The organism is Pseudomonas leptonychotis (assembly GCF_004920405.1).
GTDB lineage: Bacteria > Pseudomonadota > Gammaproteobacteria > Pseudomonadales > Pseudomonadaceae > Aquipseudomonas > Aquipseudomonas leptonychotis.
This window is the reverse complement of the sequence record NZ_RFLV01000004.1, coordinates 88,873-115,271: the sequence shown is the minus strand read 5'-3', so window position 1 is coordinate 115,271 and position 26,399 is coordinate 88,873. Positions and strand designations below refer to the sequence as shown.

Here is a 26,399-nt window from a genome sequence, read left to right as displayed (position 1 = left end):
TTGATTATGGCCAGCCCTACCTAAACTGACCACTACCCACTCAACACGAGGTATTGGTTATGTCTCCCGTTTACCCACGCAGTTTTTCCCACATCGGCCTGTCGGTCACCGATCTCGACGCCGCCGTGAAGTTCTACACCGAGGTCATGGGCTGGTACCTGATCATGCCGGCGACCACCATCAGCGAAGACGACTCAGCCATCGGTGTGATGTGCACTGACGTCTTCGGTGCCGGCTGGGGCTCGTTTCGCATCGCCCACATGTCCACCGGCGATCGCATTGGCGTAGAAATCTTCCAATTCCGCAACGCGGTAAAACCAGAGAACAACTTCGAATACTGGAAGACCGGCATTTTCCACTTCTGCGTCCAGGACCCGGACGTCGAAGGCCTGGCCGCTAAAATTGTCGCTGCCGGCGGTAAGCAGCGCATGCCGGTACGCGAGTACTTCCCAGGGGAAAAACCTTACCGCATGGTTTACATGGAAGACCCGTTCGGCAACATCCTGGAGATTTACAGCCACAGCTACGAGCTGACGTACTCGGCAGGCGCCTACGCATAGAGCATGGCGCTGAAACATTACCCGCAGGCGCTACAGCCACTGTCTCGACCCACCCAACAAGCGGGTCGGTTGATGGGGCCCGCAGCGCCTGCCATACCGTAAAAATCGGCGTTTCCCAGACTATTGGGTACGGCTGCCGCTTGTCACGAGTGGCAGCCAGCGGCCTGGGAGCGCACTTGAATAAAGGCTCGGCCTGCGCAGTGCGCTCCAAGGTCGGGCATAGCCTGTAACGCACCCGCCGTCTGAGCCAGGCTTACGCCAGCAGCTGAATAATCCACTGCGCTTGCTGGGCAACCTTCTGCACCTTCTCCTCGGGCACAGCCTGCCGCGCGTGAGCGAAGTCGGCCAGGGTCTGCTGCTTCAGACGCAGCATGCGTTGCCATTTGGCCAGGAACGCAGGGCTACGTGCCTGCATCTGCAGCGGGCCAAAGTACAGCTCTTCGGCGCTGTACAGCACCGGGCCAGAGCGTTCGGCAACGATGATTTCGTAGGCAAAGCGATTCTCTCGCAGCACTTCCTCGCAGAGGATGCGGTAGCCATTGTCCATCAGCCATTGGCGCAGTGGCTGTTCGCCGCCGTTGGGCTGCAGGATCAAACGTTCCTGACCACTCAGGTGCGCCTTGCCGCTGTCCAGAATGTCGCGAATCCGCTCGCCGCCCATTCCGCAAATGCTGATTGCCGTGATTGCGTCGCCCGTCTCAATCGCCGCCAAACCATCTGCCAGGCGCACGCTGATGAGTTGGCTCAAGTCGCTCTCGCGCACGCTGCGTTCGGCCGCGTGGAACGGCGTCAAAGCCACCTCCCCCGCCACCGCAGTTTCGATGGCACCACGGCGCATCAATGCTACCGGCAGATAAGCGTGGTCCGAACCAATATCAGCCAGCCGCGCCCCGGCCGGCACATGCGCCGCTACACGTTCCAGGCGCATGGACAATGTCAGCTCATTCAACTCCAGCCCCTTCTTAGCATCGACGTCCGGCCATTGGGCCAAATCGGGCCGCGATTTTGTCGAGCAACGCCGTGTATGGCAAATTTCTGCGACCAGCGCTATGCATCCGCCCCGAGCCTAGGCTTCAGGGGAGCACTAATAACGAAACTTAGTAATGGGCTGTTATCGACCCATAACTGCCGGTGGGGATAGGCAGAAGTCGGCCAATTAGTAGACATTACAGCGCCACATGCCCTTCAACGCATAAGCAGACAAGGGGCGATGTACTTAATTGGCCTATAGCAGTTCGATGCCAAAACGACGGACGCACAAGGCAAACAAACCGAAACAAGCAGCGGTAGCGACGATGTAGATCAGCAGAGCTGGCCAGAAGCCGAAGCGGGTCAGAAGCATGGGGAACGCGAGTAGCGTCGGCAAGGTGGGCAACACGTACCAGAAGGTGTACCACGCATGGTTAGCGATCTTTTCTGCTGGCTGGTTTTCAACGTTTAGCCAGATAAGCGTCAATACGGTGATCAGGGGCAACGCCGCAATAAGTCCCCCAAATTTGTCACTACGCTTCGCGATCTCCGAAACCACAACGACCACGACTGCGGTCAGGAAATATTTGCTGATTAGCCATGCCATCCTGCATCTCCTCGCCGTTAGTGTTGAGCCGCCTCAGAGGTACTTGGTGATTTGCTTGAAATCTTCGAGTGATGCGCGCTCGCCTATCGCAAGTGCTTCGACCGTATGTTCCAGGCAGTGGTCGATATGGTCTTGGATAAGCACACGCTTGGCCTGGCAAACGGCTTTTTCCACGGCATGCAGCTGCTGGGCGATGTCCACGCAGGCTCGGCTGTCTTCGATCATGGTGACGATGCTGCGCAGGTGACCCTCCGCACGCTTCAACCTTTTGATGATGTCGCCATGACTTTGGTGCTGGTGGCCGTGTTCGTGATCGCTCATGCCTTGAGTCTCGTGCATCGATGAATTACGCTCGCATGCTATCCCCCCCCGGGGGATACGGTCAAACCGATCACCCCTCCAGAAAAGCCATCCGCTTAGGCATCGAAAGAACCACAATATGCTCAGCAATCCCATCAGTACCAAGGTGATTTTTGCCCTTGCTCTAGCCATATTGCTGGCTTGGGCTGGACATACCTCTGCGCTGTTTATGGGATCGAGCCAGCCTTCCTTGAGCGGCAATGACGGTGCTCATTCACATGCGCATGGTGACGAGACGCTGGCCTGTGCTGCGTACGGGGATCACTGCCACTCGCCGCTGACCGCCGACCATCTGCATGAAACACCACACCTGACCTCGCTGCTGAGCATAAGCACGCTGCCAGAGCGTGCGCAGCCGATAGAAACCCCTCGCTACTCCATTCCTCCCAGTCCGATCTTCCTGATCGAGCGGCCACCACGCCCCACATTCGTGCTCTGAAACGGGCTGCTATGCGGCCCAAGCCCCCTTTAATTTAGGACTCAACCATGCATTCGCTATCTATGGGCGCAATGGACGTATCTGCCGTGCGCCCGAATCGCTCGTTACTACTGTTGCTGCTGTTCACGGCATTGCTGTTTCTCGGCATGCCTGACGCACTGGCCCACGCCGTTGCCGAGGGCGACAAGGGCTTTATCCAGGAAAGCTCCGGGGTGATGGTGCTGCCGTTCATCTACATGGGCGCAAAGCACATGATCACCGGCTACGACCACCTGCTGTTCCTCTTCGGGGTGATCTTCTTTCTCTACCGCCTGAAGGACGTGGGGCTCTACGTCACGCTGTTCGCCGTGGGTCACACCGTGACGCTGTTGTTGGGCGTACTGGCGGAAATCAACATCAGCTCCTATGTGATCGACGCCATCATCGGTTTCTCGGTGGTGTACAAGGCGCTGGATAACCTAGGTGCATTTCAGCGCTGGTTCGGCCACCAGCCGAACACCCAAGCGGCCACGCTGATTTTCGGTTTGCTGCATGGCTTTGGTCTGGCGACCAAGATTCAGGAATATGAGATCTCGGCAGACGGCCTGATCACCAACCTGATCGCCTTTAATGTCGGCGTCGAAATCGGCCAGCTTCTGGCCTTGAGCGCCATCCTGATTGTCATGGGCTACTGGCGACGCACCGCCAGCTTCTGGCGTCATGCCTACACCGCCAACGTCGCCATGATGAGCGCCGGTTTCCTCTTGATGGGTTACCAGCTCACCGGCCTGATCGTCTCTCAATAAGGAATTCTCCGCATGTTCAATACCAAGCTTCCGACCCAAAGCGAATTGCCTACCAGCCGCCAACTGCTGCGCTCCACCGTTATTGCCATAGTTGTTGCTGCGGTCTTGCTAGTCACCGTGGTGATGCCGTCGGAGTACGCCATCGACCCAACGGGGGCTGGTCGCTTACTCGGCCTGACCCAGATGGGCGAAATAAAGAAAACCCTGACCGAAGAAGCGGTAGCGGATGCAGCTATTCAACCCGCGACTGCCCCAGTCGTAGAAGCCCCTGCGCCTGTTCAGCCTGTGGCTCAAGAGCCCGTTGCAGCAGTACCTGCTGTAGAGCCTGTAGCTGAGCCTAAGCCAGCCCTGAAGTCCGATGAAGTGACCGTCACACTGAAGCCGGGCGAGGCCAGTGAAATCAAACTGGAAATGCTGGACAAGACCACGGTCAGCTACGAATGGACAACCGATGGTGCTCCGGTCAACCACGACACCCATGGCGAGCCCTACAACGGCCCGAATGGCTACTTCCACAGCTACAGCAAGGGCAAGCAGGTCAAGGGCGACAAAGGCGAATTCACCGCCATCTTCGACGGCACCCATGGCTGGTTCTGGCGCAACCGCAGCAACAGCGATGTGACCATCACGCTCAAGACCAAAGGCGAGTACCTGAGCGTTAAACGAGTTATTTAAGGCAGAAAGCCCCCAGCGTCATCAGGCACTGGGGGCTTCTACATTCATGATCGAAATCAAAAGGAATAGACGATGAAAATCACAGCTACCCAGACCCGCTCCCTGCTGTTGGTTTGCCTGTTTGGCCTACTGTCGGCATGTGGCGCCGACGAGCCGGAAACCCAGTCCGAAGTCGAAAGCCACGGCCATGCTCACGATTAAGTGCTGAAGTGCAGTGTTGTCACGTGCAATGAGCCGTTACTTGGACGTGACAATCAAATAATTTCTCTTCCTCTCGGCTTCCGCTACATATGCCACCGAATTGTTGAATGGCGGCTTTTGGCCGACTTCTGCCCTTCATGACCGGCAACTGTCGGCCAACAGCAGGCCGCCTAATGGCCGTCCCATTTTTTTGATCAACCATCAACATCCCGGCCTCAACATTGGTCAAGCCCAACACTGTGCGTAAGATGCCCCCATGACTACCCACAACCAACGCTTCTCCCTCGACCACCCGCGCCTGCTCGAATCCCTTCTCGCGACCGACAAACTGCTGATCATCCAGGACCTGGACGGCGTCTGCATGGATCTGGTGCGCGACCCACTGACCCGCACCATCGAGCGCCGCTATGTCCAGGCCGCGGCGCGTCTGGCCGGGTGTTTCCAGGTACTGACCAACGGCGAGCATATCGGCATCCGCGGAGTGAACGACATAATCGACAAAGCCTTCGACGACCCCAACCATGCCCGCGAACAGGGCCTTTACCTGCCGGGGCTGGCCGCCGGTGGCGTGCAGTTGCAGGATCGCTTCGCCAGGGTCAGCCATCCAGGCGTCAGCGCAGCCGAGTTGGCCTTTCTGCAAGGCGTGCCGGACAAGGCCACGCGCTTTCTCACCGAACTGCTGGCCGCCCCGCCCTACGCCCTCGCCGCGGCCGAGATCACCGCCCTGGTCGGTGCCAGCGTGCTGGACAACCTCGCCTCGCCGACCCTCAACCTCAATAGCCTCTACCAACGCTTCAGTGCCCAACCGACGCTTTACCGGCAATTGCAGCAAGCGGTCGCCGACTTTATGAGCGCCTTGCAACAGCAAGCCAGCCAGGCTGACCTGGTGGACGCCTTCTTCGTCCACTACGCGCCCAATCTCGGGCACGACGCCCAGGGCCACGAACGGCTCAAATACAGCGATGGCGATGACGCCGGCAGCACCGACTTCCAGTTCATGCTCAAGGGCGCGATCAAGGAAGTCGGCGTGCTGCTGATCCTCAACCACTACTACCAGCAACGCACCGGGCACTACCCGCTGGGCGAACACTTCAACGCCCGCCAGGCCCCGCGCGACCAGGGCGCGCTACTGCAACTGGCCCGCGAGCATTTCGACCCGGCGCTGATGCCGCGCATCCTCGGCGTCGGCGACACCGTCACCTCCAACACCCGCACCCTAGACGGCCAACAGCAACAACTGCGCGGCGGCAGCGACCGCGGCTTTCTTAGCCTGGTGCAGCGACTCGGCGAAGCCTTCGACAGCAACAACACCCTGGCCTATATCGACAGCAGCAACGGCGAAGTCGCCCGCCCCGGCATCGATCTGGCGCACCTGCAATGCTGCACAAACGACCCCAGCCTGGCACCCTGGCCAGCCTTCGCAGGCATCAGCGACAGCGCAGACCCGCTAAAACTGGATGTGATTTTTTGTGGTGGGCATAGGCAATACGTGGAATTTTTCTGTGCGTTGGCTGAGGGGTATGTGGGACGGTAGGAAGCTGGCTGCTGTTGGTGGTGGTGGTGGTGGTGGTGGTGGTGAGGTTTGAGGATTAATTGTGGTCTGTCCCTAGTTATTCCAGCTCGCTCTCGCGCACGGATCGTTCAGCCGCGTGAAACGGCGTCAACGCCACCTCGCCGGCCACCACCGTGATCACGCCGCGGCACATCAATGCCACAGGTAGGTAGCAGTGATCAGAGCCAATATCGGCCAGCCGCGCACCTGCCGGCACATGCGCGACTACGCACTCCAGACGCTTGAACAATGCCCACTCGTTCAATTTCAGCCCCTTCACCACCAGCGTCCGGCACGGACGGCCAGATCGGCGCGCGATTCTGCCGGGCAGTGTAGGGGATCCGACTGAAGTCGACCCAAAGCGGACTCTCAGATATGGCTATGAAACTAGGGGCGATTCCGTATATTCAGGGGTCAGCGTTGCACTTATGTGTTGGATTCAGGCGTTGAAACGGGTGCAGAAGCTGTCCGGCGGGTCGGTGCACCGGCCATTAGCTCTAGAGTACAACTGCAAGTCAGTGGTATGGGTATGAGCCTGGAAGCCGCGGAGAGGAACGCAATTAATTGTGCGTTTCCGCTCTTTTGCGTTGGACCAGGCAGACGCTGCGGTGGCAGCTTAAGCGGACTGGGAGCAGGTTGATCTGAATGGTTATTAAGGTTCTGATTTGCTTTGGACTGGCATTGCTCAGTGGCAGGGTATGGGCGACGGAGATTGGGGTCTACGCTCCGGAGGAAGCACCTTACCAGTACCTTGATAGCAGCTCGGGGCAAGCTGCTGGCTTTGCTGTCGAGGTCGTACAGCTGGTGCTCAAAGAGGCGGGCAGCAAGGTACCGATCAAGCTGCAACCCTGGCCAAGAATTGAATGCTGTGTGCTGGAGCAGCCCAATAACCTGATCTTTACCGTCTACCGCAATCAAGAAAGTGAACTGGACTACCGTTGGGTCGGGTCTTTGGTGCCCTTTAAGATAGTCGTCTATCGACTCAAGTCGCGCCAGGATGTGCAGGCGAGCAGTGTCAGCGAGCTGGGCCAGTATCGAATCGGCGTTGCTGCGCAAGGCAGCCGGTTTCGTTATCTGAGTAAACAGGGTTTGGCCGCCAATCTGGATATTGCCAACAATGATGAATCCAATATCCGCAAATTCTTCCACGGCCGGTTTGACCTTCTGCCCGAAGATCCCACCATGCTGTTCTACGCGACCCAGCGTTTGGGCTTGGATTTCAGTCAAGTTGAGAGGCTTTTTGAGCTCACCGAGTTGGCTGGCGAAGGCTATCTTGCCTTTACTCTGGGGACTGAGGATGCACTGGTGAGTCAGTTCACGCGTGCGCTAGAAAAGGTCAAATCAGGGTCGGCTTACCAGGATTTGTTACTGAAGTATGGGTTGTAAGCGCTGGTGACGGCATGCCAGCGAAAAACCAAAGGGGGGCGGAGTGAACAAATTTTGATGAGCCAAGCTGGTATTTGAACCCCAGCGCGACCAGCGATTAAAAATAATTCACTTCCTCCCCTTATAGCCACGATAGAGCAGGATGTTTGTCCTGACAGATAGGTGCGACAGACAGGTGATTTGCATCAATATGGGATCTGACTGTCCGCTTCTGGCCGCTAACAGCCTCTCGTGACAGGTCGTTTCCGACCCGTTGCAGACGGTCAGGTTAGTCAAAATATCAGTACTCATTCTCCATTCTGAGAATCCTCCAGGATGCTAGTGAGTCTCAGGAAATGGTAACCGTGTGCAAACCCGCTCAGCAGCACCCTCGCTGCTGCTGCTGAATTGGCGGGCATGGCACTGAGCCGAACGAGCAGAAAACACAACAGTGGCCCGCTTGCGGTCTTAGTAACGTCTTGCAGTTCAAGCATTCGTAGTAGAACTGGCATGCATCTGTGGGCATGGTTTCCTGCTGGGCATGACCACAGTGCGGGCAAGTTAATACCGATTCGAGAATTATGGCGCTCATCACCGCCTCACTTGTGCACTGAGGAGGGATAACCCGCGTTCGTAGTTGCTGCAGTCAGCGCCTCGGAGTTTGTTATAGCCGGGTCAAAAGTGACGATCGCCGTTTTCTCATCAAAATCGACTTTGACGGCACTTACTCCTGGCAGCTTTTCCAGTGACTTCTTGACCGTGATCGGGCAGACCGCACAGGTCATCTTTAGCACCTCGAGCGTAATGGTTTCCGCTGCAGCCGCCAGCGTCACTATGGGTAAGGCGACGAGCACAGCCAGTAGCAATTTTCGCATGGTGAGTCTCCTTCAATAGAACAGTGGGGCGAACCACGGCACGACCAACAGCCCCAGTAGCAGCCCCGTTACGATCCAGAATATGCGTCGCTGCCGAGTAGTCGTGTGCGGATCTGCACAGGCCGTGCCTGCTGGGCACGCCAGTGGTTTCAGGTAAAGCTTGCGGAAAGCCAGCCCTAGAAACAGCAAAGTCAGACCGATGAAGAAAGGTCGGTATGGCTCCATCGCCGTCAGGCTGCCGATCCATGATCCGCTGATACCAAGCGCCAACAATACGAGCGGCCCGACACAACAAAGCGACGCACCAATGGCGGCCAATACACTCGCGATAAGCGAGCCTTTACCGGTGAACTGAGTCATCGCGATCTCCTTGAACCTATCCAACTAGGCGTTACTCTAAACTCTGTACCTGAGTACGGAATCAAGGGGTTTGTGATGGCAACGACACTGACTATCGGCAAACTGGCGGAAGCTGCCGGGGTGAACATCGAGTCGATTCGCTATTACCAGCGACGCGGCCTTATGGATGAGCCGCCAAAACCGCTGGGGGGCTATCGGCGCTACCTACCTGAGCAGATCAAACGGGTGCGATTCATCAAGCGAGCACAGGCGCTTGGCTTCACTCTAGATGAGGTCGGCGCATTGCTGACGTTAGATGCTGGGTGCACTTGTGTTCAGACACGTGCACTGGCTGTGCGGAAGATGACCTTGATTCAGCAAAAAATGGCCGACCTTGCAGCCATGCAGAAGGTCCTTGGCGGACTGGTGCAGCAATGTGATGTAGGCGATGGCGGTGCCGCTTGCCCTATCATTAATGCACTAGATGGGGAGTGAACTCAGCTGGATGTCACCACACTAAATCGGCAACCAGTGAAGCGAAGCGATAGGCCCATTGCTTATCACGACTGTCCGCTTCTGCGCCGACTGCGGCCTATCGTGTATTTATCTACCAACCTGCCTAGCAACTGTCACGGCCAAGTGAAATCCAGGACCAGAGCGTTACCACGCACAACTGCGCAGGCTTGGACATGGCGCCACTATTCGGCCGTACCCATAACTCTGCCACGACGCAACGATAAGCCGTTGGCGTGCTAAGCGAACCGTGTAAAATCCCGCGCCCCAAAAATGCAGGAGATAACACGTTGGCTATTCACTACGCCGCGTCCGCGGAAAATGTCGCATGTGGACGCACTGGCTCAAACCTGAGCAGTACTCAGGATGTAACTCAGGTTTCATGCAAGCTGTGCCTGCGCAGCGTTGAGAAAGGTACTGCTGAGCCTGTCCGTAAAACCCCAAGTCTTGCTGAACTCAGAGCCGCGGCAAAAGCTGCGAAGGCCGCTGCCGCAACGGCTGAGTTGGTAAAGCCAACCACTGCCCTGAAACCCCGAGCACAATGGCAGCAACGCCTGGAACAACTGCCGGGTAGAAACCGCATCCCACGCGGGATGGCTCGGCAGGTATTCGTTTAAACACTGCTGGCCAATTTCAGCCTGCCGCCAACGGCCGTTGCGGCTCGATCCCAACCAGCCCCGGCTCTCGGGGCTATTGCACTCCCACCATCCGTTTTAGCGATGGCGTGGTTTCTCTAATCAGCCAAACATCACACAACCGCGCCAACCGTTAATAAAGCAAGCGAACTGCTGCGGATATACAGACGTCGTCAGGGAAAGCGCTGCCGTTTACGGCCTCACATAGCGCTGCACGATCCGTGCATAACTGCCGCTCGCCACCAGCTCACGTAGCGCATCGGCATAAGCCTGGACAAAGGCTGAGTCTGTGGTTTTCTTGCTGAATGCCACTTCAGCAGCCTCACTGGACACCACAACATTGGAAGGTTTTATCTCGCTCTGCAGGCCTAGCTGATGAATTTCATAGGCACCGGTATTTTCATCAGCAATCACGCCGTCAATCCGGCCTTTACCCATCATGCGCCACAGGTTGAGTCGGTTGGCGGACATAAATACCCGCTCGGCCCATGCTTGATTCCGCATCAGATGCTCGAAGTCTGCACCGTAAGAGACGTTGATCTGTGCCCCCAAACGAAAATCGCTGTGCTGTAGCGCTAAGAGCTGGCTAATCGGCCAGCGTGCCAGGGCGAGCCGGTGCATGAACAGAATATTGCGCGAGGGCGGCAAAATGGTGCCGGAGAAGTGCGCATAAACCTCACGCTCTGGACGCTTGAAAGCGCCCGGCAAAATATCCAGCCGACCGATCTCAAGCTCTTTAAGCGCACGGCCCCAAGGCAGCTTACGCAACCGCACTTCGCAACCCAGGCGCTCCAACACCTCGCGGTTAGCATCGACATAGATACCTACGACAGAACCGTCTTCCGCCCGCATGCTAAAGGGTGGATCGTCGGCCCAGCGTAAGGTTTTCTGGCAATTCGCCACGGCCAAGGCTGGCAGTAACACCAGTAGCGGCGCGGCGAATAGGCATTGGCGCAACAATGCTGATAGACCAATAAAGACTGCAGCCAAGAGGACAACTCATGCAGGGTTAGTATGCGGTTCTCGAATCTAGCCACCTGGCGAAGCAGATGGCAGCGATCAGCAAAAATACCGGTCAGGCGTCCACACTACTCCACTGTTTACTCAGACGCTTATCCGACACCGGTAGCTTGGTACCCAGCTGTTGGGCAAACAACGACACGCGGTACTCCTCCAGCAGCCAGCGATACAGCACCAGCTGCGCATCGCGCTTACCTTCCTGACTGTGCTTGGCCAAACGCGCCTGGTACTGCTCCCAGTAACCGCCTAACTCGCCGCTCCACACACGGTCGCGTTGCACCTGGCTGCCAATTTTGTCAAAACGCTGCTCGATGGCTTTGAGGTAACGCGGCATCTCCTTGAGCCACTGGGTCGGGGTTTCGCGAACGAAGCCGGGGTACACCAGGTTGCTCAGTTGCTGCTTGATATCGTTCAGCGCCATCGCCTGAGCCAGGTCGATTTTTCCTTTGAACCGCTTTTGCAAACCGTGCCAGAGCTTAAGCACTTCCAGCGTCAGCTTGGCTAAACGCTCGGCATGCTCGGCCCAGTCGCCACGCTTGCGCTCGGCCAGCGCCGCCAGCCCGGCACCGTCGCGCGGCAGATTGGCCTCACCGTCGAGGATGCAGCTGTCGAGGCTGGCGAGCAGGATGTCTTCGACCAACGCATCGACCCGGCCCATGTCGCGGTAGAGCAACGCCAGTTCGGTCAGCCCCGGTAATTTATTACGCAGAAACTTCGCCGGCTCGGCCAGTTGCTGCAGCAGCAAGCGTTGCAGCGCACGACGATGCTGAAACTCGGCTTCGGCCAAGGTGGGGAAGCGCCCTTCCTTGACCACGCCCGCCTCTTCCACCAGCGCCGGGTAAACCGTCATGGACAGACCCGCGACCTGCTGCTGGGTCTTGGCTGCAACTTCACTAAAGGCTTTGGCTTCGACCGGCTGCTGACTCTTGGCGGTTTTCGGCAGGGCCAGACCGGCCTGCGTCGCTTCGCTGAAACGCGCGGTCAGCTCAGCCAGATCGCGGCCTTCGCCCAAGGGCTTGCCCTGGTTGTCGACCACCTCGATATTCATCCGCAGATGCCCTTCCAGCTGCGCTTCGGACTCGGCCCATGCCTCGTCGCTGACCCGCGCACCGGTCATGCGCGTCAGCTCGCGGCCCAAGGAAAGCGACAAGCTGCCTTCGGCAAACTGCACTTTGCTTAAGGCCGCACCGACAAAGTCCGGCACCGGCACAAAGTTCTTGCGCAGCGCCTTGGGCAGGCCGCGCACCAGAGCCATGCACTTGGCCTCCAGCAGGCCCGGCACCAGCCATTCCAGTCGCTCAGTCGGCAGTTGCGGCAGCAAAGGTGCGGGCACCCGCAAGGTCACGCCGTCGCGCGGGTGATTGGGTTCGAAGTGATAGGTCAGTGGCAGGGTCAATTCACCCAAACTCAAGGTGTCCGGGTATTGCGCGGCGGTGACCTCTTTGGCATCGCGGGCGAGCACGTCCTCCTCGCGCATGATCAACAGCTGCGGATTTTTCGCGCTTTCGGTTTTGTACCAACTGTCGAAGGTGGCGCTCTGGTAAATCTCCGACGGCAGGCGTGCCTCGTAATAAGCGAACAGGGTTTCTTCGTCGGCGAGAATGTCGCGCCGACGCGCCTTGGCTTCCAGCTCGTCGAGCTTTTCCAGCAGCTGACGGTTGGCGGTCAGGCACTTGGCGCGGCTGTGCATTTCACCGCCCACCAGGCCTTCGCGGATAAACAGTTCACGCGAGACCACCGGCTCAATCGGGCCGAAATGCACGGCGCGGCGACCCACGACAATCATGCCGTAGAGGCTGATTTGCTCATAAGCGACTACCTGGCCGCGCTTCTTCTCCCAGTGCGGTTCCATATGGTTTTTCTTGATCAGATGGCCGGCCAAGGGCTCGATCCAATCCGGTTCAATCTTGGCCACCATGCGCGCGAACAACTTGGTGGTTTCCACCAGCTCGGCAGCCATCAGCCACGTAGGTTTCTTGCGGCCGATCACCGAAGACGGATGCACCCAGAAACGCCGTTGGCGGGCGCCGAGGTAGTCGCCGTCTTCAGTCTTTTGACCGATCTGGCTAAGCAGCCCGGCGAGAATCGCCTTATGCACGGCGGCGTAGCCTTTGGCTCGTTGCGCGGCCTCGCCGGCCTCGGCCTGCTCACGGACGATGACATTGACCTTGCTGTCGGTGGTCGGTTGCGGATGCGCATCGGCTGGCACTCCCTTGTGGGAGGAGCCTTGGCCGCGACTGGTTTTTTGCGAGTTTGCATCGCGGCTGAAGCCGCTCCCACTGGGTGCTTGCAGCTGCAGATCACGGGTAATCAGCACCAACTGGCGGTGGGAATCACGCCATTCACGCAGGCGCAAATAGTTGAGGAAGTTCTTCCGACACCAGCTACGCAGCGCGCTTGAGCCCAACGCCTGGCGCTGCTCTTCAAAGCCGCGCCAGAGATTGATCAGCGCGGCGAAGTCAGAGTCGACATCCTTCCACTGCGCGTGGGCTTGGTCGGCCGCCTGCTGACGGTCGGACGGACGCTCGCGCACATCTTGTACCGACAGCGCACTGGCGATGATCAGGATTTCTTCCAGGCTGCCCTGTTTGGCCCCTTCCAGCACCATGCGGCCCAGGCGCGGGTCCACCGGCAAACGGGCCAACTGGCGGCCCAGCGGGGTGAGCTGACCCTCGCGGTTCACCGCCGAGAGTTCCTGCAACAGGTTGAAGCCGTCGCTGATGGCTTTGCCGTCTGGTGGTTCGATAAAGGGGAAGGCTTCGATCTCGCCGAGGCGCAGGTGCAGCATCTGCAAAATCACCGCGGCCAGGTTGGTGCGGAGGATTTCCGGATCGGTAAAAGCCGGCCGGCCGATGAAGTCCTCCTCACTGAACAAGCGAATACAGATGCCCGGCTCAACCCGCCCGCAACGGCCCTTGCGCTGATTGGCACTGGCTTGGCTGATGGCTTCAATCGGCAGGCGCTGCACCTTGGCGCGGTAGCTGTAGCGGCTGATACGCGCCGTACCGCTGTCGATTACATAGCGAATGCCCGGCACGGTCAGCGAGGTTTCCGCGACGTTGGTGGCCAGCACGATTTTGCGGGCACCCATGGGCGCGAAAATCTTCTGCTGCTCGGCTGGGGTCAGGCGCGCATACAGCGGCAGCACCTCGGTCATGCGCAGGTTGGCCTTGCGCAGCACCTCGGCGGCGTCGCGAATTTCACGCTCGCCGGGCAGGAACACCAAGACGTCGCCTGGGCGTGTGCCTTCACTCTTTTCAAACGCGGCAATTTCATCGAGGGTGGCGAGAATCGCCTGGTCAACCGACAGGTCTTCTTCGACCCGATTGCCCTCCTCATCCTGCTCGGCGGCCAGCGGACGGTACCAGGTGTCCACCGGGAAGGTGCGGCCAGACACCTCGACAATCGGCGCGCCATCGAAGTGTTCGGAGAAACGCTGCAGGTCGATGGTGGCCGAGGTAATGATCAGTTTCAGGTCAGGCCGGCGCACCAGCAGGGTTTTCAGAAAGCCCAGGAGGAAGTCGATGTTCAGGCTGCGTTCGTGAGCTTCGTCGACAATGATCGTGTCGTACTTTTCCAGGTAGCGGTCGTGCTGGGTCTCGGCCAGCAGGATGCCGTCGGTCATCAGCTTGATCAGGCTGCGCTCGTTGCTCTGATCCTCGAAGCGCACTTGATAGCCGACCAACTCGCCCAGCGGCGTGCCAATTTCTTCCGCCACCCTTGTCGCCACGCTGCGCGCCGCCAGACGCCGCGGCTGGGTGTGACCAATCAGCCCATGTACGCCGCGACCTAGCTCCAGACAGATTTTCGGCAGCTGAGTGGTTTTACCCGAGCCGGTCTCGCCGGCGATCACCACCACTTGGTGTTTACTGATGGCAGCCTTGATCTCGTCACGCTTGGCGGCAATCGGCAGCGCATCGTCATAACGCATCGCCGGCACACTCAGCCGGCGCGCCTCGACTTTGGCCACGGAGGCCTCAAAGCGCTGCAGCCACTGCGCCAGCTTGGCTTCATCCACCGGATTCTGCTTACGCAGCTCATGCAACTGGCGGCGCAGGCGATGACGATCACCCAGCAGCGTCTGGTCGAGGTTTTTCAGCAGTTGGTCAACGGCGGGCGTGGCTTCGGTCATCAGGTAATCGCGGGGTGGGGTCAGGGGGAAGAGCAAAAGGGTGGCGATTGTCGCAGATTTGCCGAGTGAGGTCAGGAACCCCATAAATCTCAGGGATCGAGGCAAATGATCAGCCTTCGCCATCTTCCCGTGTGAAAAAAATCTTCATGCCCCGCCCTTGCATGGCCATAAAAGCTGACTAGGCCTGCAACAATCCGACCTTGCCAAGAGCCCCGCCGTAGAGTAATCGCGCAACTCTTATTGCTCTCTTTAGGCTGCGATTGACCGGCATCGGAGCGCGTTTGTGCGCTTAATCGCGGTCTATTGACCCAAGTCACTACGGTCGCCCTGCAAGAGCGCTCAATACCCCCCTGTTCCCTGACATGGAGGTATGTGAAATGCCTGATTCGACACAAAAATTGCGCCTAGGCGCATTAGTCGCCTTGGTAGTCGGCTCCATGGTCGGCGGCGGGATTTTCTCCCTGCCGCAGAACATGGCAGCCAGCGCCGGGGTCGGGGCCGTGCTGATCGGCTGGGCCATCACTGCGGTCGGCATGCTGACCCTGGCCTTCGTCTTTCAGACCCTAGCCAACCGCAAGCCGGAGCTGGATTCCGGTGTCTACGCCTACGCCAAGGCCGGCTTCGGCGACTACATGGGCTTTTCCTCGGCCTGGGGCTACTGGATCAGCGCCTGGCTGGGCAACGTCAGTTACTTCGTTCTGTTGTTCTCCACCCTCGGCTACTTCTTCCCGGTTTTCGGTGAAGGCAATACTGTGCCGGCGGTGATTGGTGCCTCTCTGGTGCTCTGGGGTGTGCACTTTCTGGTGCTGCGCGGGATCAAGGAAGCGGCCTTTATCAACTTCGTGACCACCATCGCGAAGATGGTGCCGCTGGTGCTATTCATCGTGATCGCCGCCATCGCCTTCAAGTTTGAGGTGTTCACTGCGGACATCTGGGGCTTGGGCAACCCGGACCTGGGCAGCGTGATGAACCAGGTGCGCAACATGATGCTGGTCACCGTATGGGTGTTTATCGGCATCGAAGGTGCCAGCGTCTATTCGGCCCGCGCCGAGAAACGCAGCGATGTCGGCAAGGCCACCGTGATCGGCTTCGCCAGCGTGCTTCTGCTACTGATGCTGGTCAATGTGTTGTCGCTGGGCATCATGAACCAGGCCGAACTGGCTGGGCTGAAGAACCCCTCCATGGCCTACGTGCTTGAGCATGTGGTCGGCCGCTGGGGCGCTGTATTTATCGCCATCGGCCTGGTCGTTTCGCTGGCCGGTGCCCTGCTGTCCTGGACCTTGCTGTGTGCGGAGATTCTCTTCGCCGCCGCGCGTGACCACACCATGCCGGCGTTTCTGCGCAAGGAGAACGCCAATCAGGTGCCGGCCAACGCACTGTGGCTAACCAACGGGCTGATCCAGCTGTTTCTGGTCATCACCCTGTTCAGCAGCTCCACCTACCTCAGCCTGCTGTACCTGGCCACCTCGATGATTCTGGTGCCCTACCTCTGGTCCGCCGCCTACGCCGTGCTGCTGACGATACGCGGCGAAAGCTACGAGCACGCTCGCGGTCAGCGCAACAAGGACCTGCTGATCGGCAGCATTGCCCTGCTCTACGCCATCTGGCTGCTCTATGCCGGAGGCATCCAGTACCTGCTGCTCTCCGCCCTGCTCTATGCCCCTGGCGCCCTGCTATTCGCCAAGGCCAAACGCGAGCTGGGCCAACCCATCTTCACTGGCGTCGAAAAAATCATCTTCACCGCCGTGCTGATAGGCGCCGCCATCGCCGCCTACGGGCTGTATGACGGCACCCTTAGCCTCTAACGAACAGGAGTTCAGTATGTCCAAGAAAGCCCTCGGCGTTCATTCCGAAGCCGGCAAACTGCACAAGGTAATGGTCTGTTCACCAGGCCTGGCCCACCTACGCCTGACCCCGAACAACTGCGACGAGTTGCTGTTCGATGACGTGATCTGGGTGTCGCAGGCCAAGCGTGACCACTTCGACTTTATGACCAAGATGCGCGAACGCGACATCGAAGTGCTGGAGATGCACAACCTGCTGGAGGAAACAGTCAAACACCCTGAGGCCCTGAAATGGATCCTCGACCGCAAGATCAGCCCCAACAGCGTCGGCATCGGCCTGCAGGACGAGGTACGTTCCTTTATCGAAGGGCTGGAGCCACGCAGAATCGCCGAATTCCTGATCGGCGGAGTCTCCGGCGCCGACCTGGCCAAACACAAGGATTCGGACGCGGCAAAGATGTTCAACGCCTACCTCGGCGAATCCAGCTTTATCTTCGCGCCACTGCCCAATACCCAGTTCACCCGCGACACCACCTGCTGGATCTACGGAGGGGTAACCCTTAACCCCATGCACTGGCCGGCGCGCCGGCAGGAAACCCTGCTGACCACCGCCATCTACAAATTCCACCCGGACTTCGCCAACGAGGCGTTCGATATCTGGTACGGCGATCCGGACCAAGACCATGGTTCAGCGACGCTGGAAGGCGGCGACGTGATGCCCATCGGTAACGGCACCGTACTGATCGGCATGGGCGAGCGCACCTCGCACCAGGCCATCGGCCAGGTGGCCCGCGCACTGTTTGCCAAGGGCGCAGCTGAACGGGTAGTGGTGGCTGGCCTGGGCAACTCCCGCGCCGCCATGCACCTGGACACCGTGTTCAGCTTCTGTGACCGCGACCTGGTGACCATCTTCCCGGATGTGGTGAACGGCATCGTGCCCTTCATCCTGCGGCCGGACGAGAGTCGTCCCGGCGGCATCGATGTACGCCGCGAGGAAAAAACCTTCCTCGAAGTAGTCGCCGACTCCCTCAATCTGAAGAAACTGCGCGTGGTGCAAACCGGCGGCGACAGCTACGAAGCCGAGCGTGAACAGTGGGACGACGGCAACAACGTGGTCTGCCTGGAACCGGGTGTGGTGGTCGGTTACGACCGCAACACCTACACCAATACTCTGCTGCGCAAGGCTGGCGTGGAAGTCATCACCATCAGCGCCAGCGAGCTGGGGCGCGGCCGCGGCGGCGGCCACTGCATGACGTGCCCGATTATCCGCGACCCCATCGACTACTGACCAAGCCTTGCCCCTACGGCTACCCGCCGCAGGGTGCTTTCAGATGCCCATAAGGAGAAAGATCCATGGCTTTCAATATGCACAACCGCCACCTGCTCAGCCTGATGCACCACAGTGCCCGCGAGCTGCGTTACCTGCTCGACCTTGCGCGCGACCTCAAGCGCGCCAAATACACCGGCACCGAACAACAGCATCTGCAGCGCAAGAACATCGCGCTGATCTTCGAGAAGGCCTCCACCCGTACCCGCTGCGCCTTCGAGGTGGCCGCTTACGACCAGGGCGCCAATGTCACCTACATCGACCCCAACTCCTCGCAGATCGGCCACAAGGAATCGATGAAAGATACCGCTCGCGTGCTCGGTCGCATGTATGACGCCATCGAATACCGTGGCTTCAAGCAGGAGATCGTCGAAGACCTCGCCCAGTACGCAGGAGTGCCGGTGTTCAACGGCCTGACCGACGAATACCACCCGACCCAGATGCTCGCCGACGTGATGACCATGCGCGAGCACAGCGACAAGCCCCTGCACGAAATCAGCTACGCCTACCTGGGCGATGCGCGTAACAACATGGGTAACTCGCTGTTGCTGATCGGTGCCAAGCTCGGCATGGATGTGCGTATCGCCGCCCCCAAGGCGCTGTGGCCGAGCGATGAACATATCGCCGCGTGCAAGCAGTTCGCCGAGGAAAGCGGCGCGCGCATCAGCCTCACCGAAGACCCGAAGGAAGCAGTCAAGGGGGTCGATTTCGTCCACACCGACGTTTGGGTATCCATGGGCGAGCCCGTGGAAGCCTGGAGCGAACGCATCGAAGAGCTGCTGTCATACCAGGTCAACATGGACATCATGAAGGCCACCGGTAACCCACGGGCCAAGTTCATGCACTGCCTGCCAGCCTTCCACAACAGCGAAACCAAGATCGGCAAGCAGATCGCCGATCAGTACCCGCATCTGGCGGGCGGTATCGAAGTTACCGAGGAAGTCTTCGAGTCGCCCTACAACATTGCCTTCGAGCAGGCGGAAAACCGCATGCACACCATCAAGGCGATATTGGTCTCAACTCTGGCCGACATCTAAGAACCGGCTGAAAGTCTGCTGCGCGTCGGCACTGTTGCGTTAAAAACAGGCTCGGGCTGCTCATTTACAACTCGTAGACTCCGCGCCCTCGTCTGTTTTGCCTTGCATTGCTCTAGCTCGCGAGACTTTAAACCGGTTCTGAATAGCCGTAGCCCTGATTGCATCCGGGCTACGCACTATCGAACAAGGAGATCCAACCATGCGATTAGTCATCGCTCTGGGCGGCAACGCCCTGCTCCGCCGTGGTGAAGCCATGAGCGCCGAGAACCAGCGCGAGAACGTGCGCATCGCCTGCGAGCAGATCGCCAAGGTGGCGCCCGGCAACGAACTGGTGATCGCCCATGGCAACGGCCCACAGGTCGGCCTACTGGCGTTGCAAGGCAATGCCTACGACCCCAGCAATCCCTTTCCGCTGGACGTGCTCGGAGCCGAGACCGAAGGCATGATCGGCTACATGATTGAGCAGGAACTCGGCAACCTGCTGCCATTCGAAGTGCCCTTCGCCACCCTCCTCACCCAGGTCGAGGTGGATAGCGCCGATCCGGCCTTCAAGAACCCGAGTAAACCCATCGGCCCGGTCTACAGCAAGGAAGAGGCCGAGCGCCTGGCCGCCGAAAAGGGCTGGAGCATCGCCCCCGACGGCGACAAGTACCGCCGCGTAGTGGCCAGCCCCAGACCACAGCGCATCTTCGAAATCCGCCCGATCAAATGGCTGCTGGAAAAAGGCAGCGTGGTGATCTGTGCCGGCGGCGGCGGGATTCCCACCATGTATGACGGTAATCAACTGCGCGGCGTAGAGGCAGTGATCGACAAGGACCTGTGTTCGGCGCTGCTCGCCGAACAGCTCAATTGCGACCTGCTGGTGATCGCCACTGACGTCGACGGCGCCTATATCGACTGGGGCAAACCAACGCAGGCATCCATCGCCGAAGCGCACCCCGACGAGATGGACAAGCTCGGCTTCGCCGCTGGCTCAATGGGGCCCAAGGTACAGGCCGCTTGCGAGTTCGTCCGTAACACCGGCAGCAGCGCGGTCATCGGCTCGTTGGAGAACATCGAAGCCATCGTCAAGGGCACCTCCGGCACCCGCATCAGCCTGGCAAGCAACGGCATCCGTTGCTACTGACCCGACCGCAGGGCGTCGGCCCTGCATGCCCTACAGGAGCGCTTCAACATGTTCACCCCTGGCCATCTACACCGCAGCAACCTCGACCGTTCTGAAAGCCTGCGGCTGGCACTGCCCTTCTCTATCGACTTCTACTACGAGGTGCGCCAAGACCCGCAAGAAGGCCCCATGCTGCATATGCGCTTGATCGGCGAGGTGCAGGACCGACATTTCGAGGAGGAATTCGAACTGCATCGCGATGTTGCCTTCAACTTCGCCAGCGTCGCCACCCGGATCGCCGCTAAACACGGCCTACCACCCAGTGCCAGCCCGATCATGCGCAGCCACGACGAATACGACAAAGTGTTCGCCGATATTCGCCAGCAGCTGCATGCCACCTCCGGGGAGCCCGTCAATCTCGACCACATCAGCTAAGCGGGCGGTGTAACAACCGCTCGGACCGTCCACGGCCACCACAGCGAACTCCGCTCCGTCGTGGTCGGTCATACCACGCCGTGCAAGGACAACCTCGCCAGATACTTAACCCCATCGCGCAACCTGCGGATGGGCTAACCGTGCAACGGCATCACCCATCCCCGGCTCAGCGCTAGTCGCGTTCAGACCACATCACGCCAGCGCTGGCCCAATCGCTTTTCTTCACCTCCTCGAAAATCACATCCACTGCGTCGGCATCGCAGCCGAGAACGCGAGTCGAGGCTTCGGTAAGGGCTTTGGCGTACTCGCGCTTGATCTCGTCGGAACGGCCTTCGAATATTTTGACCAGAAGGGTAGGCATCTAATAATCCTCAAACAGGGAAACAGGACTGGTTAGATCGGTCACGGCGATCCGCTTGGCGCAATGGCGCGGGCGCATTATGGCGTGTCAACGACAGCATGGGTATCGCCGCGCTCAGCCCATTCGAGCCACTGCTCGAAGCATTGAGGTACCTGTGGGAGGCGATTTAGCGGCAGGCTGTTAATCGCTTTTTTCGCGGCTGAAGCCCCTCCTACATACCTCATCGCAAACAGCCAATAAAACAAAGGGCCGCATCATGCGGCCCTTTGTAGGTACAAGTGCAATCAGCCGTGCTTGCGCCGACGCCACAACCACAGCGCCAGCACACCCAGCGTCAATACCAGCGGCACCAGGGCGATATTGAGGAACTTGAGCGTGCCGCCCAACGCCTCAATATCGGCATTGAGCTGGTAGCGCACGTTGCGCAGCTCTTTGCGGATCGCCAGTTTCTGCTGCACAAACTGCTGCACCGCCGCTTGCTGTTCCGGCGTCAGCTCCAACGCTTTACTGGGGTCGTCACTCTGCTGCAGCTGCGCCAGCTTTTGCTCGGTGTCAGCCAGTTGCGCTTGCAGGGCTTGTTCCTTCTCGCGGAACTTGACCTCAGCGTCACGCTGGATCGCATCCACCACCTCGAACGGACGGGTAAAGCGCCCGCGCGAGCGCACGCTGATCAGCGCTTCGGAACCGGCCAGGTTATCCAGCGCGTTGATCGCAAAGCCGGCGTTGTCGGCCCATGGCTGCGGGATGCGCTGACCGAAGAAGTCCTGCACCTGCACCCACATGCGATCGGTGAGCATGTCGGTATCAGCGACGACAATCACGTTGATATTGTCCGCCTGCTTGAGGCCATCCTTCTGCCCTTCGATGCCGTCAGGATAAGCCGACTGCGCCGGACCGCTGATGCGCGCCGCCAGGGTGTAGCGCTCACCAGTGGGTTGCAGCTCGCGGATCAGCTCTTCGGGGTTGGCCAGCATGCCGAAGCGTTTCGCATCAAACGGCATGGCGTACTGTGAGCTGCGAATCAGCGGAGTGAACTGGGTTTGCGCGCCTTCCAGCGGTTCCAGGATGCCCGCCGTGGCGACCGTAATGGTTTCCAGCGAAGCGGTGCTGATGTCGTCCTTATCCAGGGCATTCTTCGGCAGGCTCAGCCAAGCCGCATGGCGCACCGGGCGCTGACCCTGGCCCATGTTCACGGACATGGCGTAGGAACCATCGCCGAGCACCTGATCCGGCACCATGCGCAGGCCCCAGGCCTTGAACAACGCCGGCAGATCGGAGGCTTTGTCGATGACTGCTTCACCCGGCATCTCGGCCTGGGTATCCGCTTCGCTATAGGGGTCAACGAAGGTCAGTAGCTTGCCGCCACGCAGCACGAACTGGTCGATGGCATACAGGGTCTGCTCGGGCAGTTGCTTAGGGTGAATCAGCAGCAGCACGGAGACGTTTTCCGGGATCAAATCCACGTCACGCTTGAGGCTTTCGATCTGGAACAGCTGGCGAATTTCCTCGATCAGCATCCAGGCCGGCGTCGGCTGACGCGCGGCCATGTCGAAGCCACCATTGACCTGCAGCCCAGCCAACACACCCACCACCGGCCGCTCCGGTTTGGCCAGGCTCTGCACCAGTCGGCTGAGTTCGTACTCCAGAAACTCTTCCTGATCCAGGGCGAAGAACGGGATCACCTGCACCTGACCTTCGGCATTTTTGCCGGCCAGACCGAAGTAGATCGAGTCGCCACCCTGCTGCAGCGGGATACCCTGCAAGCCGAACTCAGCCGCCTTGTCTTCCTCCTCGGAGAACGGCTCGGGGTCGATAATCGTCAGTTTGAGCTTGTCACCCGCTTCACGCTGGTAAGCCTTGAGCATTTCCTCAACGCGTTTGGCGTAGGTGCGCAGGGCCGGCAGGTCCTTGGTGGCAGTGTCGGAGTAAAAAAAGCTCAACTCCACGGGCTCGTCCAAGTCAGCCAAAATCTGCTCGGTACCGCTTGAGAGGGTGTAGAGCTTCTGCTCGGTCAGGTCCAGGCGTGCGCCGCTAAGGCTCAGGCTGGAGAACAGGTTGAACGCGAGAAACGCCAGGGCAATGAGTACAAGCCCGGCGCTGGAAACCATCAGCTTTTTCATGGGCGTCCTCAATCAGCTTTTTTCAGGTCGATAACCACCGCGGTCGCCGCCAACCAGGCGGCAATCAGGGTGAGGAAATACAGCAAATCGCGCAGGTCAATCACGCCTTTGCTGATCGCATCGAAACGGGTGAGGAAGCTCAGTGAGGCCACGGCGTCGATCATCCACTGCGGGGCCCAGGCGCTGAAGCCATCGAGCACCATGGGGAAGCCGCTGACGATAAACAGAAAGCACACGCTGACCGACAGAATAAAGGCGATCACCTGATTCTTCGCCAGCGCCGACATGCACGAACCAATTGCCAGGTAAGCCCCGGCCAGCAGCCAACTGCCGATATAGCCGGTGATGATCGCGCCGTTATCCGGCTCACCGAGGTAGTTGACGGTGATCACCATCGGGAAGGTCAGCAGCAAGGCCAGGCCGGCGAATACCCAGGCGGCGAGAAACTTGCCGGTGACCGCATCGAAACGGGTGATCGGCAGGGTCATCAGCAACTCGATGGTGCCGCTCTTGCGCTCTTCGGCCCACAGGCGCATGGCAATTGCCGGCACTAGGAACAGATAGAGCCAGGGGTGGAAGTTGAAAAACGGCGCGAGGCTGGCCTGGCCGCTTTCAAAGAAGCCACCGAGGTAGAAGGTGAACACCCCGGACAGCACCAGAAAAATCAGGATAAACACATACGCCAGCGGCGTGGCGAAGTAGCTCGCCAGCTCACGTTTGAAAATTACCGGTAACTGACTCATAGCCCCTCCCCCCGGGTCAGGCTGCGGAACACTTCATCCAGCCGTCCGCGTTCGACATTTAGCTCACGCACTTTCCAACCACGTTCAGCGATCAGCGCATTGACCTGCGCGAAGATCACTTCGCCCGGCTTGGCCAGAATACTCAGGCTGTGTTCCAAGGCGTTTTCTTCCACCCCGGCAACGCCCGGCAGTGCCGCCAGCGCGTCTTGATCCAGCGGCTCTTCAGCCACCAAGGTCACCGCCTGGTGATAGCGCGAGCGGCTTTCCAGCTCCAACGGTGTGCCGTCAGCCAGCAGCTTGCCGTGGGCGATCACCACCGCGCGGGTGCATACGGCCGAGACCTCTTCGAGGATGTGGGTGGAAATGATCACGATCTTGTCGTAGGCCAGGCTCTGGATCAGTTTGCGCACCTGATGCTTCTGGTTCGGGTCGAGGCCATCGGTGGGCTCGTCGAGGATCAGCACCTTGGGGTCGTGCAAAATCGCCTGGGCCAGACCGACGCGGCGCTTAAAGCCCTTGGACAGGGTTTCAATGCTCTGTTCCAGCACCGCCTCAAGCTCGACCTGGGCCACGGCCTTGGCTACCCGTTCGCACTTCTCGGCGCCCTTGAAACCGCGCACCTCGGCGATAAATTCGAGGAAGCTGCGCACCGTCATATCGCCGTAGCACGGCGCGCCCTCGGGCAGATAACCGATCTGCCGCTGAGCCTTGAGGGTGTCTTTCTGGATATCAAAACCGAGGATGCTGGCGGTGCCGGAGGTCGGCGCCAAAAAGCCGGTGAGCATCTTCATGGTGGTGGATTTACCGGCGCCGTTGGGGCCGAGAAAGCCGAGGACTTCACCGGCCTGAACGCTGAAGGACAGGTCGTCGACAGCGGTGTGCTGGGCAAAACGCTTGGTTAGGTTTTTTATTTCGATCATGGCCTCTCACCATTGCGGTAACAGGCCCTGCTTGCAGCCGGTACTGACGCAAGCCGGGCGCTTAAGTGCCGGCGGACTATAAGGAGTCACGCGCCGGCAGCGCAAGCGAAGAACTGGGGAGTCATGTATCTGTTCGCTACAACGCAGCCAGGCGCTACGCAGTAAACGGGCGAACCGCGCAGGAGGGGTTAGCGGTGCCTAGCGCAGAGCAATCAGGCACCGCCATTGTGGAGCGCCGCGTAACCCACCCTACGCAAGGTCGCTTAAGCCTGTAACCCGGATAAAATCCGGGGAAATCCATCCCCCTGGATTGCATCCAGGCTACGACTGGCTGCTTAACAACCAGCGCCTGGCCGATCGCAGATTAAAGGGTGCCGCGCAGGGCTTTTTCGAACAACTGACTGTACTGCGCAGCGGTAAAGGCAATCGGATTGGTGCCGGCCGATGGGTCAACCTCGGCCATCTGCCCGACCTGCTCGATACGCGTGTCATCGATACCGATCTCGCCCAGGCTATGTGGAATGCCGACCTGCTCACGCAGCGTCATCACCCACTCCAGCACGCCCGTAAAACCTGACTTAGGCAGGTTCAGATAGCGCGCCATTTTCTCCATCTGTGGCTCGATTCGTTCTCGATTAGCCACCAGCACATAGGGCATCAGCACCGCATTGAGTAAACCATGGTGGGCGTCATACAGCGCACCGAGCGGGTGAGCCAGCGCATGCATGGCGCCCAGGCCGCGTTGGAATGCGGTGGCGCCCATGCTCGACGCCACCAACATCTGTAAGCGCGCTTCGACATCTGTGCCTTTAGCTACCGCGCGCGGCAGATACTCCTGCACCAGGCGCATACCCTCCAAAGCAATGCCTTCGGCCATGGGGTGGAACAGCGGAGAGCAAAAGGCTTCAAGGTTATGCGACAGCGCGTCCATACCCGTAGCCGCGGTAATCTTGGCCGGCAAGCCAACCGTCAACTCCGGGTCGAGAATCACCAGCGCCGGCAACATGCGCGCATGAAAGATGATGCGCTTGATATGCGCGGCATCATCGGTAATCACCGAGGCCCGACCGACTTCCGAGCCAGTACCGGCGGTGGTCGGCACCGCCACCACTGGAGCCATACCGGCTACATTGACGCGCTCGCAGTTGTCGCCAATGTCTTCGAAATCCCACAACGGACGATTCTGCCCAGCCATCAGGGCGATGGCCTTGCCCGCATCCAGCGCCGAACCACCGCCAAAAGCGATCACGCCGTCATGCTTGCCGGCTTTGAACGCAGCCACCCCGGCCATCACGTTATCGCCGGTGGGGTTGCCCTTGATGCCATGGAACAGGCCGGTCTTGAGGCCATCATCACGGCACTGCAACAGCGCCCGATCAATCATCGGCAGCGCAGCCAGACCGGGATCGGTGACCAGCAGCGGGGCCTGCATGCCCAGCTGGCGACAGGCCGCTGGTAGTTCGCTGATGCGGCCGACACCAACGCGCACCGAGGTCGGGTAATTCCAATTCATGCGGTAATGATTCAGGTCCATGTGCGC

Annotated in this window: 27 protein-coding genes and 1 pseudogene; 14 read left to right on the top strand and 14 right to left on the bottom strand. The window is 59.4% G+C overall.

The window, feature by feature from the left end; genetic code table 11:
* The first annotated feature begins 59 nt into the window (after positions 1–59).
* On the top strand, positions 60–560 hold the full coding sequence (locus D8779_RS17260; RefSeq protein WP_136665708.1) for a lactoylglutathione lyase family protein: 501 nt from the start codon (positions 60–62) through the stop codon (positions 558–560).
* Between the two features lie 253 nt (positions 561–813).
* On the opposite strand, the gene D8779_RS17255 is transcribed toward D8779_RS17260, so the two are convergent.
* The 3 genes from D8779_RS17255 to mreA all read right to left on the bottom strand — a co-directional run bounded on the left by D8779_RS17255 (position 814) and on the right by mreA (position 2,457).
* Positions 814–1,509 (bottom strand): tRNA (adenine(22)-N(1))-methyltransferase, encoded by a 696-nt coding sequence (locus D8779_RS17255; protein ID WP_338109876.1) that lies wholly within the window; start codon positions 1,507–1,509, stop codon positions 814–816.
* A gap of 276 nt (positions 1,510–1,785) precedes the next feature.
* Entirely contained in the window at positions 1,786–2,136 is a 351-nt protein-coding gene (locus tag D8779_RS17250; protein ID WP_136665706.1) for a DUF3147 family protein, read from the bottom strand.
* A gap of 33 nt (positions 2,137–2,169) precedes the next feature.
* Positions 2,170–2,457, bottom strand: a complete 288-nt coding sequence (mreA, locus tag D8779_RS17245) for a metal-sensing transcriptional repressor MreA (protein ID WP_045733414.1) — start codon at positions 2,455–2,457, stop codon at positions 2,170–2,172.
* Positions 2,458–2,575: 118 nt separating this feature from the next.
* Between mreA and D8779_RS17240 the strand changes: the two genes are divergently transcribed.
* The 5 genes from D8779_RS17240 to stpA all read left to right on the top strand — a co-directional run bounded on the left by D8779_RS17240 (position 2,576) and on the right by stpA (position 6,130).
* Complete coding sequence (locus D8779_RS17240) at positions 2,576–2,935, top strand: hypothetical protein (protein ID WP_136665705.1); 360 nt, start codon at positions 2,576–2,578, stop codon at positions 2,933–2,935.
* A 47-nt stretch (positions 2,936–2,982) separates the two neighbouring features.
* A complete protein-coding gene (locus tag D8779_RS17235; RefSeq protein ID WP_136665704.1) occupies positions 2,983–3,720 on the top strand; it encodes a HupE/UreJ family protein in 738 nt (245 codons plus the stop codon).
* A gap of 12 nt (positions 3,721–3,732) precedes the next feature.
* A complete protein-coding gene (locus D8779_RS17230) occupies positions 3,733–4,395 on the top strand; it encodes a transmembrane anchor protein (RefSeq protein ID WP_136665703.1) in 663 nt (220 codons plus the stop codon).
* Between the two features lie 72 nt (positions 4,396–4,467).
* Positions 4,468–4,596: a hypothetical protein gene (locus D8779_RS20945; protein ID WP_276605891.1), complete on the top strand. Its 129-nt coding sequence runs from the start codon at positions 4,468–4,470 to the stop codon at positions 4,594–4,596.
* Between the two features lie 256 nt (positions 4,597–4,852).
* Positions 4,853–6,130, top strand: coding sequence for a glucosylglycerol 3-phosphatase (gene stpA / locus D8779_RS17225; protein ID WP_136665702.1), 1,278 nt, complete (start codon positions 4,853–4,855; stop codon positions 6,128–6,130).
* Positions 6,131–6,209: 79 nt separating this feature from the next.
* On the opposite strand, the pseudogene D8779_RS17220 reads toward stpA, so the two are convergent.
* Positions 6,210–6,413 (bottom strand): annotated as a pseudogene (locus D8779_RS17220) (tRNA (adenine(22)-N(1))-methyltransferase TrmK); the annotation flags it as partial.
* Positions 6,414–6,793: 380 nt separating this feature from the next.
* Between D8779_RS17220 and D8779_RS17215 the strand changes: the two are divergent.
* Positions 6,794–7,534 (top strand): substrate-binding periplasmic protein, encoded by a 741-nt coding sequence (locus D8779_RS17215; RefSeq protein ID WP_136665700.1) that lies wholly within the window; start codon positions 6,794–6,796, stop codon positions 7,532–7,534.
* 358 nt (positions 7,535–7,892) lie between these two features.
* Here the strand turns inward: D8779_RS17215 and D8779_RS20860 are convergent, their stop codons facing one another.
* From D8779_RS20860 to D8779_RS17200, 3 genes are read right to left on the bottom strand one after another with little or no spacing between them, the layout of a single operon-like run.
* A complete protein-coding gene (locus tag D8779_RS20860) occupies positions 7,893–8,105 on the bottom strand; it encodes a GDCCVxC domain-containing (seleno)protein (RefSeq protein WP_136665699.1) in 213 nt (70 codons plus the stop codon).
* Positions 8,106–8,112: 7 nt separating this feature from the next.
* Positions 8,113–8,388, bottom strand: a complete 276-nt coding sequence (merP, locus tag D8779_RS17205; protein ID WP_136665698.1) for a mercury resistance system periplasmic binding protein MerP — start codon at positions 8,386–8,388, stop codon at positions 8,113–8,115.
* 12 nt (positions 8,389–8,400) lie between these two features.
* On the bottom strand, positions 8,401–8,748 hold the full coding sequence (locus tag D8779_RS17200; protein WP_136665697.1) for a mercuric transporter MerT family protein: 348 nt from the start codon (positions 8,746–8,748) through the stop codon (positions 8,401–8,403).
* 75 nt (positions 8,749–8,823) lie between these two features.
* Here D8779_RS17200 and merR point away from each other — a divergent pair, with 75 nt between their 5' ends.
* The gene (gene merR, locus D8779_RS17195) at positions 8,824–9,222 is read left to right on the top strand and encodes an Hg(II)-responsive transcriptional regulator (RefSeq protein ID WP_136665696.1); all 399 of its coding nucleotides are present in this window, start codon (positions 8,824–8,826) and stop codon (positions 9,220–9,222) included.
* Positions 9,223–9,530: 308 nt separating this feature from the next.
* Complete coding sequence (locus D8779_RS20855) at positions 9,531–9,857, top strand: hypothetical protein (RefSeq protein WP_136665868.1); 327 nt, start codon at positions 9,531–9,533, stop codon at positions 9,855–9,857.
* A gap of 210 nt (positions 9,858–10,067) precedes the next feature.
* Here the strand turns inward: D8779_RS20855 and D8779_RS17185 are convergent, their stop codons facing one another.
* Together D8779_RS17185 and hrpA are read right to left on the bottom strand one after the other, a co-directional pair.
* Positions 10,068–10,865, bottom strand: coding sequence for a substrate-binding periplasmic protein (locus D8779_RS17185; RefSeq protein WP_240789754.1), 798 nt, complete (start codon positions 10,863–10,865; stop codon positions 10,068–10,070).
* An 85-nt stretch (positions 10,866–10,950) separates the two neighbouring features.
* Positions 10,951–15,027 carry an ATP-dependent RNA helicase HrpA gene (gene hrpA / locus D8779_RS17180; protein ID WP_136665695.1) on the bottom strand — a complete coding sequence of 1,359 codons (4,077 nt, stop codon included), beginning with the start codon at positions 15,025–15,027 and terminating at the stop codon, positions 10,951–10,953.
* A gap of 377 nt (positions 15,028–15,404) precedes the next feature.
* On the opposite strand from hrpA, the gene arcD reads away from it, so the two are divergent.
* The 5 genes from arcD to D8779_RS17155 all read left to right on the top strand — a co-directional run bounded on the left by arcD (position 15,405) and on the right by D8779_RS17155 (position 20,715).
* A complete protein-coding gene (arcD, locus tag D8779_RS17175) occupies positions 15,405–16,832 on the top strand; it encodes an arginine-ornithine antiporter (RefSeq protein ID WP_136665694.1) in 1,428 nt (475 codons plus the stop codon).
* A complete protein-coding gene (gene arcA, locus D8779_RS17170; protein WP_420875613.1) occupies positions 16,810–18,099 on the top strand; it encodes an arginine deiminase in 1,290 nt (429 codons plus the stop codon). Before arcD ends, arcA begins: the two co-directional genes overlap by 23 nt.
* Before the next feature lie 65 nt (positions 18,100–18,164).
* On the top strand, positions 18,165–19,175 hold the full coding sequence (locus tag D8779_RS17165) for an ornithine carbamoyltransferase (protein ID WP_136665692.1): 1,011 nt from the start codon (positions 18,165–18,167) through the stop codon (positions 19,173–19,175).
* 199 nt (positions 19,176–19,374) lie between these two features.
* Positions 19,375–20,301, top strand: coding sequence for a carbamate kinase (gene arcC, locus D8779_RS17160; protein ID WP_136665691.1), 927 nt, complete (start codon positions 19,375–19,377; stop codon positions 20,299–20,301).
* 48 nt (positions 20,302–20,349) lie between these two features.
* Positions 20,350–20,715, top strand: coding sequence for a DUF5064 family protein (locus D8779_RS17155; protein ID WP_136665690.1), 366 nt, complete (start codon positions 20,350–20,352; stop codon positions 20,713–20,715).
* Positions 20,716–20,887: 172 nt separating this feature from the next.
* On the opposite strand, the gene D8779_RS17150 is transcribed toward D8779_RS17155, so the two are convergent.
* The 5 genes from D8779_RS17150 to D8779_RS17130 all read right to left on the bottom strand — a co-directional run bounded on the left by D8779_RS17150 (position 20,888) and on the right by D8779_RS17130 (position 26,393).
* Complete coding sequence (locus tag D8779_RS17150; RefSeq protein ID WP_136665689.1) at positions 20,888–21,076, bottom strand: 4-oxalocrotonate tautomerase; 189 nt, start codon at positions 21,074–21,076, stop codon at positions 20,888–20,890.
* A gap of 284 nt (positions 21,077–21,360) precedes the next feature.
* Positions 21,361–23,196: a GldG family protein gene (locus D8779_RS17145; RefSeq protein WP_136665688.1), complete on the bottom strand. Its 1,836-nt coding sequence runs from the start codon at positions 23,194–23,196 to the stop codon at positions 21,361–21,363.
* An 8-nt stretch (positions 23,197–23,204) separates the two neighbouring features.
* Entirely contained in the window at positions 23,205–23,939 is a 735-nt protein-coding gene (locus D8779_RS17140; protein WP_136665687.1) for an ABC transporter permease subunit, read from the bottom strand.
* Positions 23,936–24,859 carry an ABC transporter ATP-binding protein gene (locus D8779_RS17135; protein ID WP_136665686.1) on the bottom strand — a complete coding sequence of 308 codons (924 nt, stop codon included), beginning with the start codon at positions 24,857–24,859 and terminating at the stop codon, positions 23,936–23,938. The genes D8779_RS17140 and D8779_RS17135 overlap by 4 nt, the downstream gene beginning before the upstream one ends.
* Before the next feature lie 364 nt (positions 24,860–25,223).
* Entirely contained in the window at positions 25,224–26,393 is a 1,170-nt protein-coding gene (locus D8779_RS17130; protein WP_136665685.1) for an iron-containing alcohol dehydrogenase, read from the bottom strand.
* Positions 26,394–26,399 lie beyond the last annotated feature (6 nt).

Bases quoted from the DNA above. Each gene is read 5' to 3' on its own strand.
- D8779_RS17260 (WP_136665708.1), top strand. From the start codon at position 60: ATGTCTCCCGTTTACCCACGCAGTTTTTCCCACATCGGCCTGTCGGTC.
- D8779_RS17250 (WP_136665706.1), bottom strand. From the start codon at position 2,136: ATGGCATGGCTAATCAGCAAATATTTCCTGACCGCAGTCGTGGTCGTT.
- mreA (WP_045733414.1), bottom strand. From the start codon at position 2,457: ATGAGCGATCACGAACACGGCCACCAGCACCAAAGTCATGGCGACATC.
- D8779_RS17240 (WP_136665705.1), top strand. From the start codon at position 2,576: ATGCTCAGCAATCCCATCAGTACCAAGGTGATTTTTGCCCTTGCTCTA.
- D8779_RS17235 (WP_136665704.1), top strand. From the start codon at position 2,983: ATGCATTCGCTATCTATGGGCGCAATGGACGTATCTGCCGTGCGCCCG.
- D8779_RS17230 (WP_136665703.1), top strand. From the start codon at position 3,733: ATGTTCAATACCAAGCTTCCGACCCAAAGCGAATTGCCTACCAGCCGC.
- D8779_RS20945 (WP_276605891.1), top strand. From the start codon at position 4,468: ATGAAAATCACAGCTACCCAGACCCGCTCCCTGCTGTTGGTTTGCCTG.
- stpA (WP_136665702.1), top strand. From the start codon at position 4,853: ATGACTACCCACAACCAACGCTTCTCCCTCGACCACCCGCGCCTGCTC.
- D8779_RS17215 (WP_136665700.1), top strand. From the start codon at position 6,794: ATGGTTATTAAGGTTCTGATTTGCTTTGGACTGGCATTGCTCAGTGGC.
- D8779_RS20860 (WP_136665699.1), bottom strand. From the start codon at position 8,105: ATGAGCGCCATAATTCTCGAATCGGTATTAACTTGCCCGCACTGTGGT.
- merP (WP_136665698.1), bottom strand. From the start codon at position 8,388: ATGCGAAAATTGCTACTGGCTGTGCTCGTCGCCTTACCCATAGTGACG.
- D8779_RS17200 (WP_136665697.1), bottom strand. From the start codon at position 8,748: ATGACTCAGTTCACCGGTAAAGGCTCGCTTATCGCGAGTGTATTGGCC.
- merR (WP_136665696.1), top strand. From the start codon at position 8,824: ATGGCAACGACACTGACTATCGGCAAACTGGCGGAAGCTGCCGGGGTG.
- hrpA (WP_136665695.1), bottom strand. From the start codon at position 15,027: ATGACCGAAGCCACGCCCGCCGTTGACCAACTGCTGAAAAACCTCGAC.
- arcD (WP_136665694.1), top strand. From the start codon at position 15,405: ATGCCTGATTCGACACAAAAATTGCGCCTAGGCGCATTAGTCGCCTTG.
- arcA (WP_420875613.1), top strand. From the start codon at position 16,810: ATGACGGCACCCTTAGCCTCTAACGAACAGGAGTTCAGTATGTCCAAG.
- D8779_RS17165 (WP_136665692.1), top strand. From the start codon at position 18,165: ATGGCTTTCAATATGCACAACCGCCACCTGCTCAGCCTGATGCACCAC.
- arcC (WP_136665691.1), top strand. From the start codon at position 19,375: ATGCGATTAGTCATCGCTCTGGGCGGCAACGCCCTGCTCCGCCGTGGT.
- D8779_RS17155 (WP_136665690.1), top strand. From the start codon at position 20,350: ATGTTCACCCCTGGCCATCTACACCGCAGCAACCTCGACCGTTCTGAA.
- D8779_RS17150 (WP_136665689.1), bottom strand. From the start codon at position 21,076: ATGCCTACCCTTCTGGTCAAAATATTCGAAGGCCGTTCCGACGAGATC.
- D8779_RS17145 (WP_136665688.1), bottom strand. From the start codon at position 23,196: ATGAAAAAGCTGATGGTTTCCAGCGCCGGGCTTGTACTCATTGCCCTG.
- D8779_RS17140 (WP_136665687.1), bottom strand. From the start codon at position 23,939: ATGAGTCAGTTACCGGTAATTTTCAAACGTGAGCTGGCGAGCTACTTC.
- D8779_RS17135 (WP_136665686.1), bottom strand. From the start codon at position 24,859: ATGATCGAAATAAAAAACCTAACCAAGCGTTTTGCCCAGCACACCGCT.
- D8779_RS17130 (WP_136665685.1), bottom strand. From the start codon at position 26,393: ATGGACCTGAATCATTACCGCATGAATTGGAATTACCCGACCTCGGTG.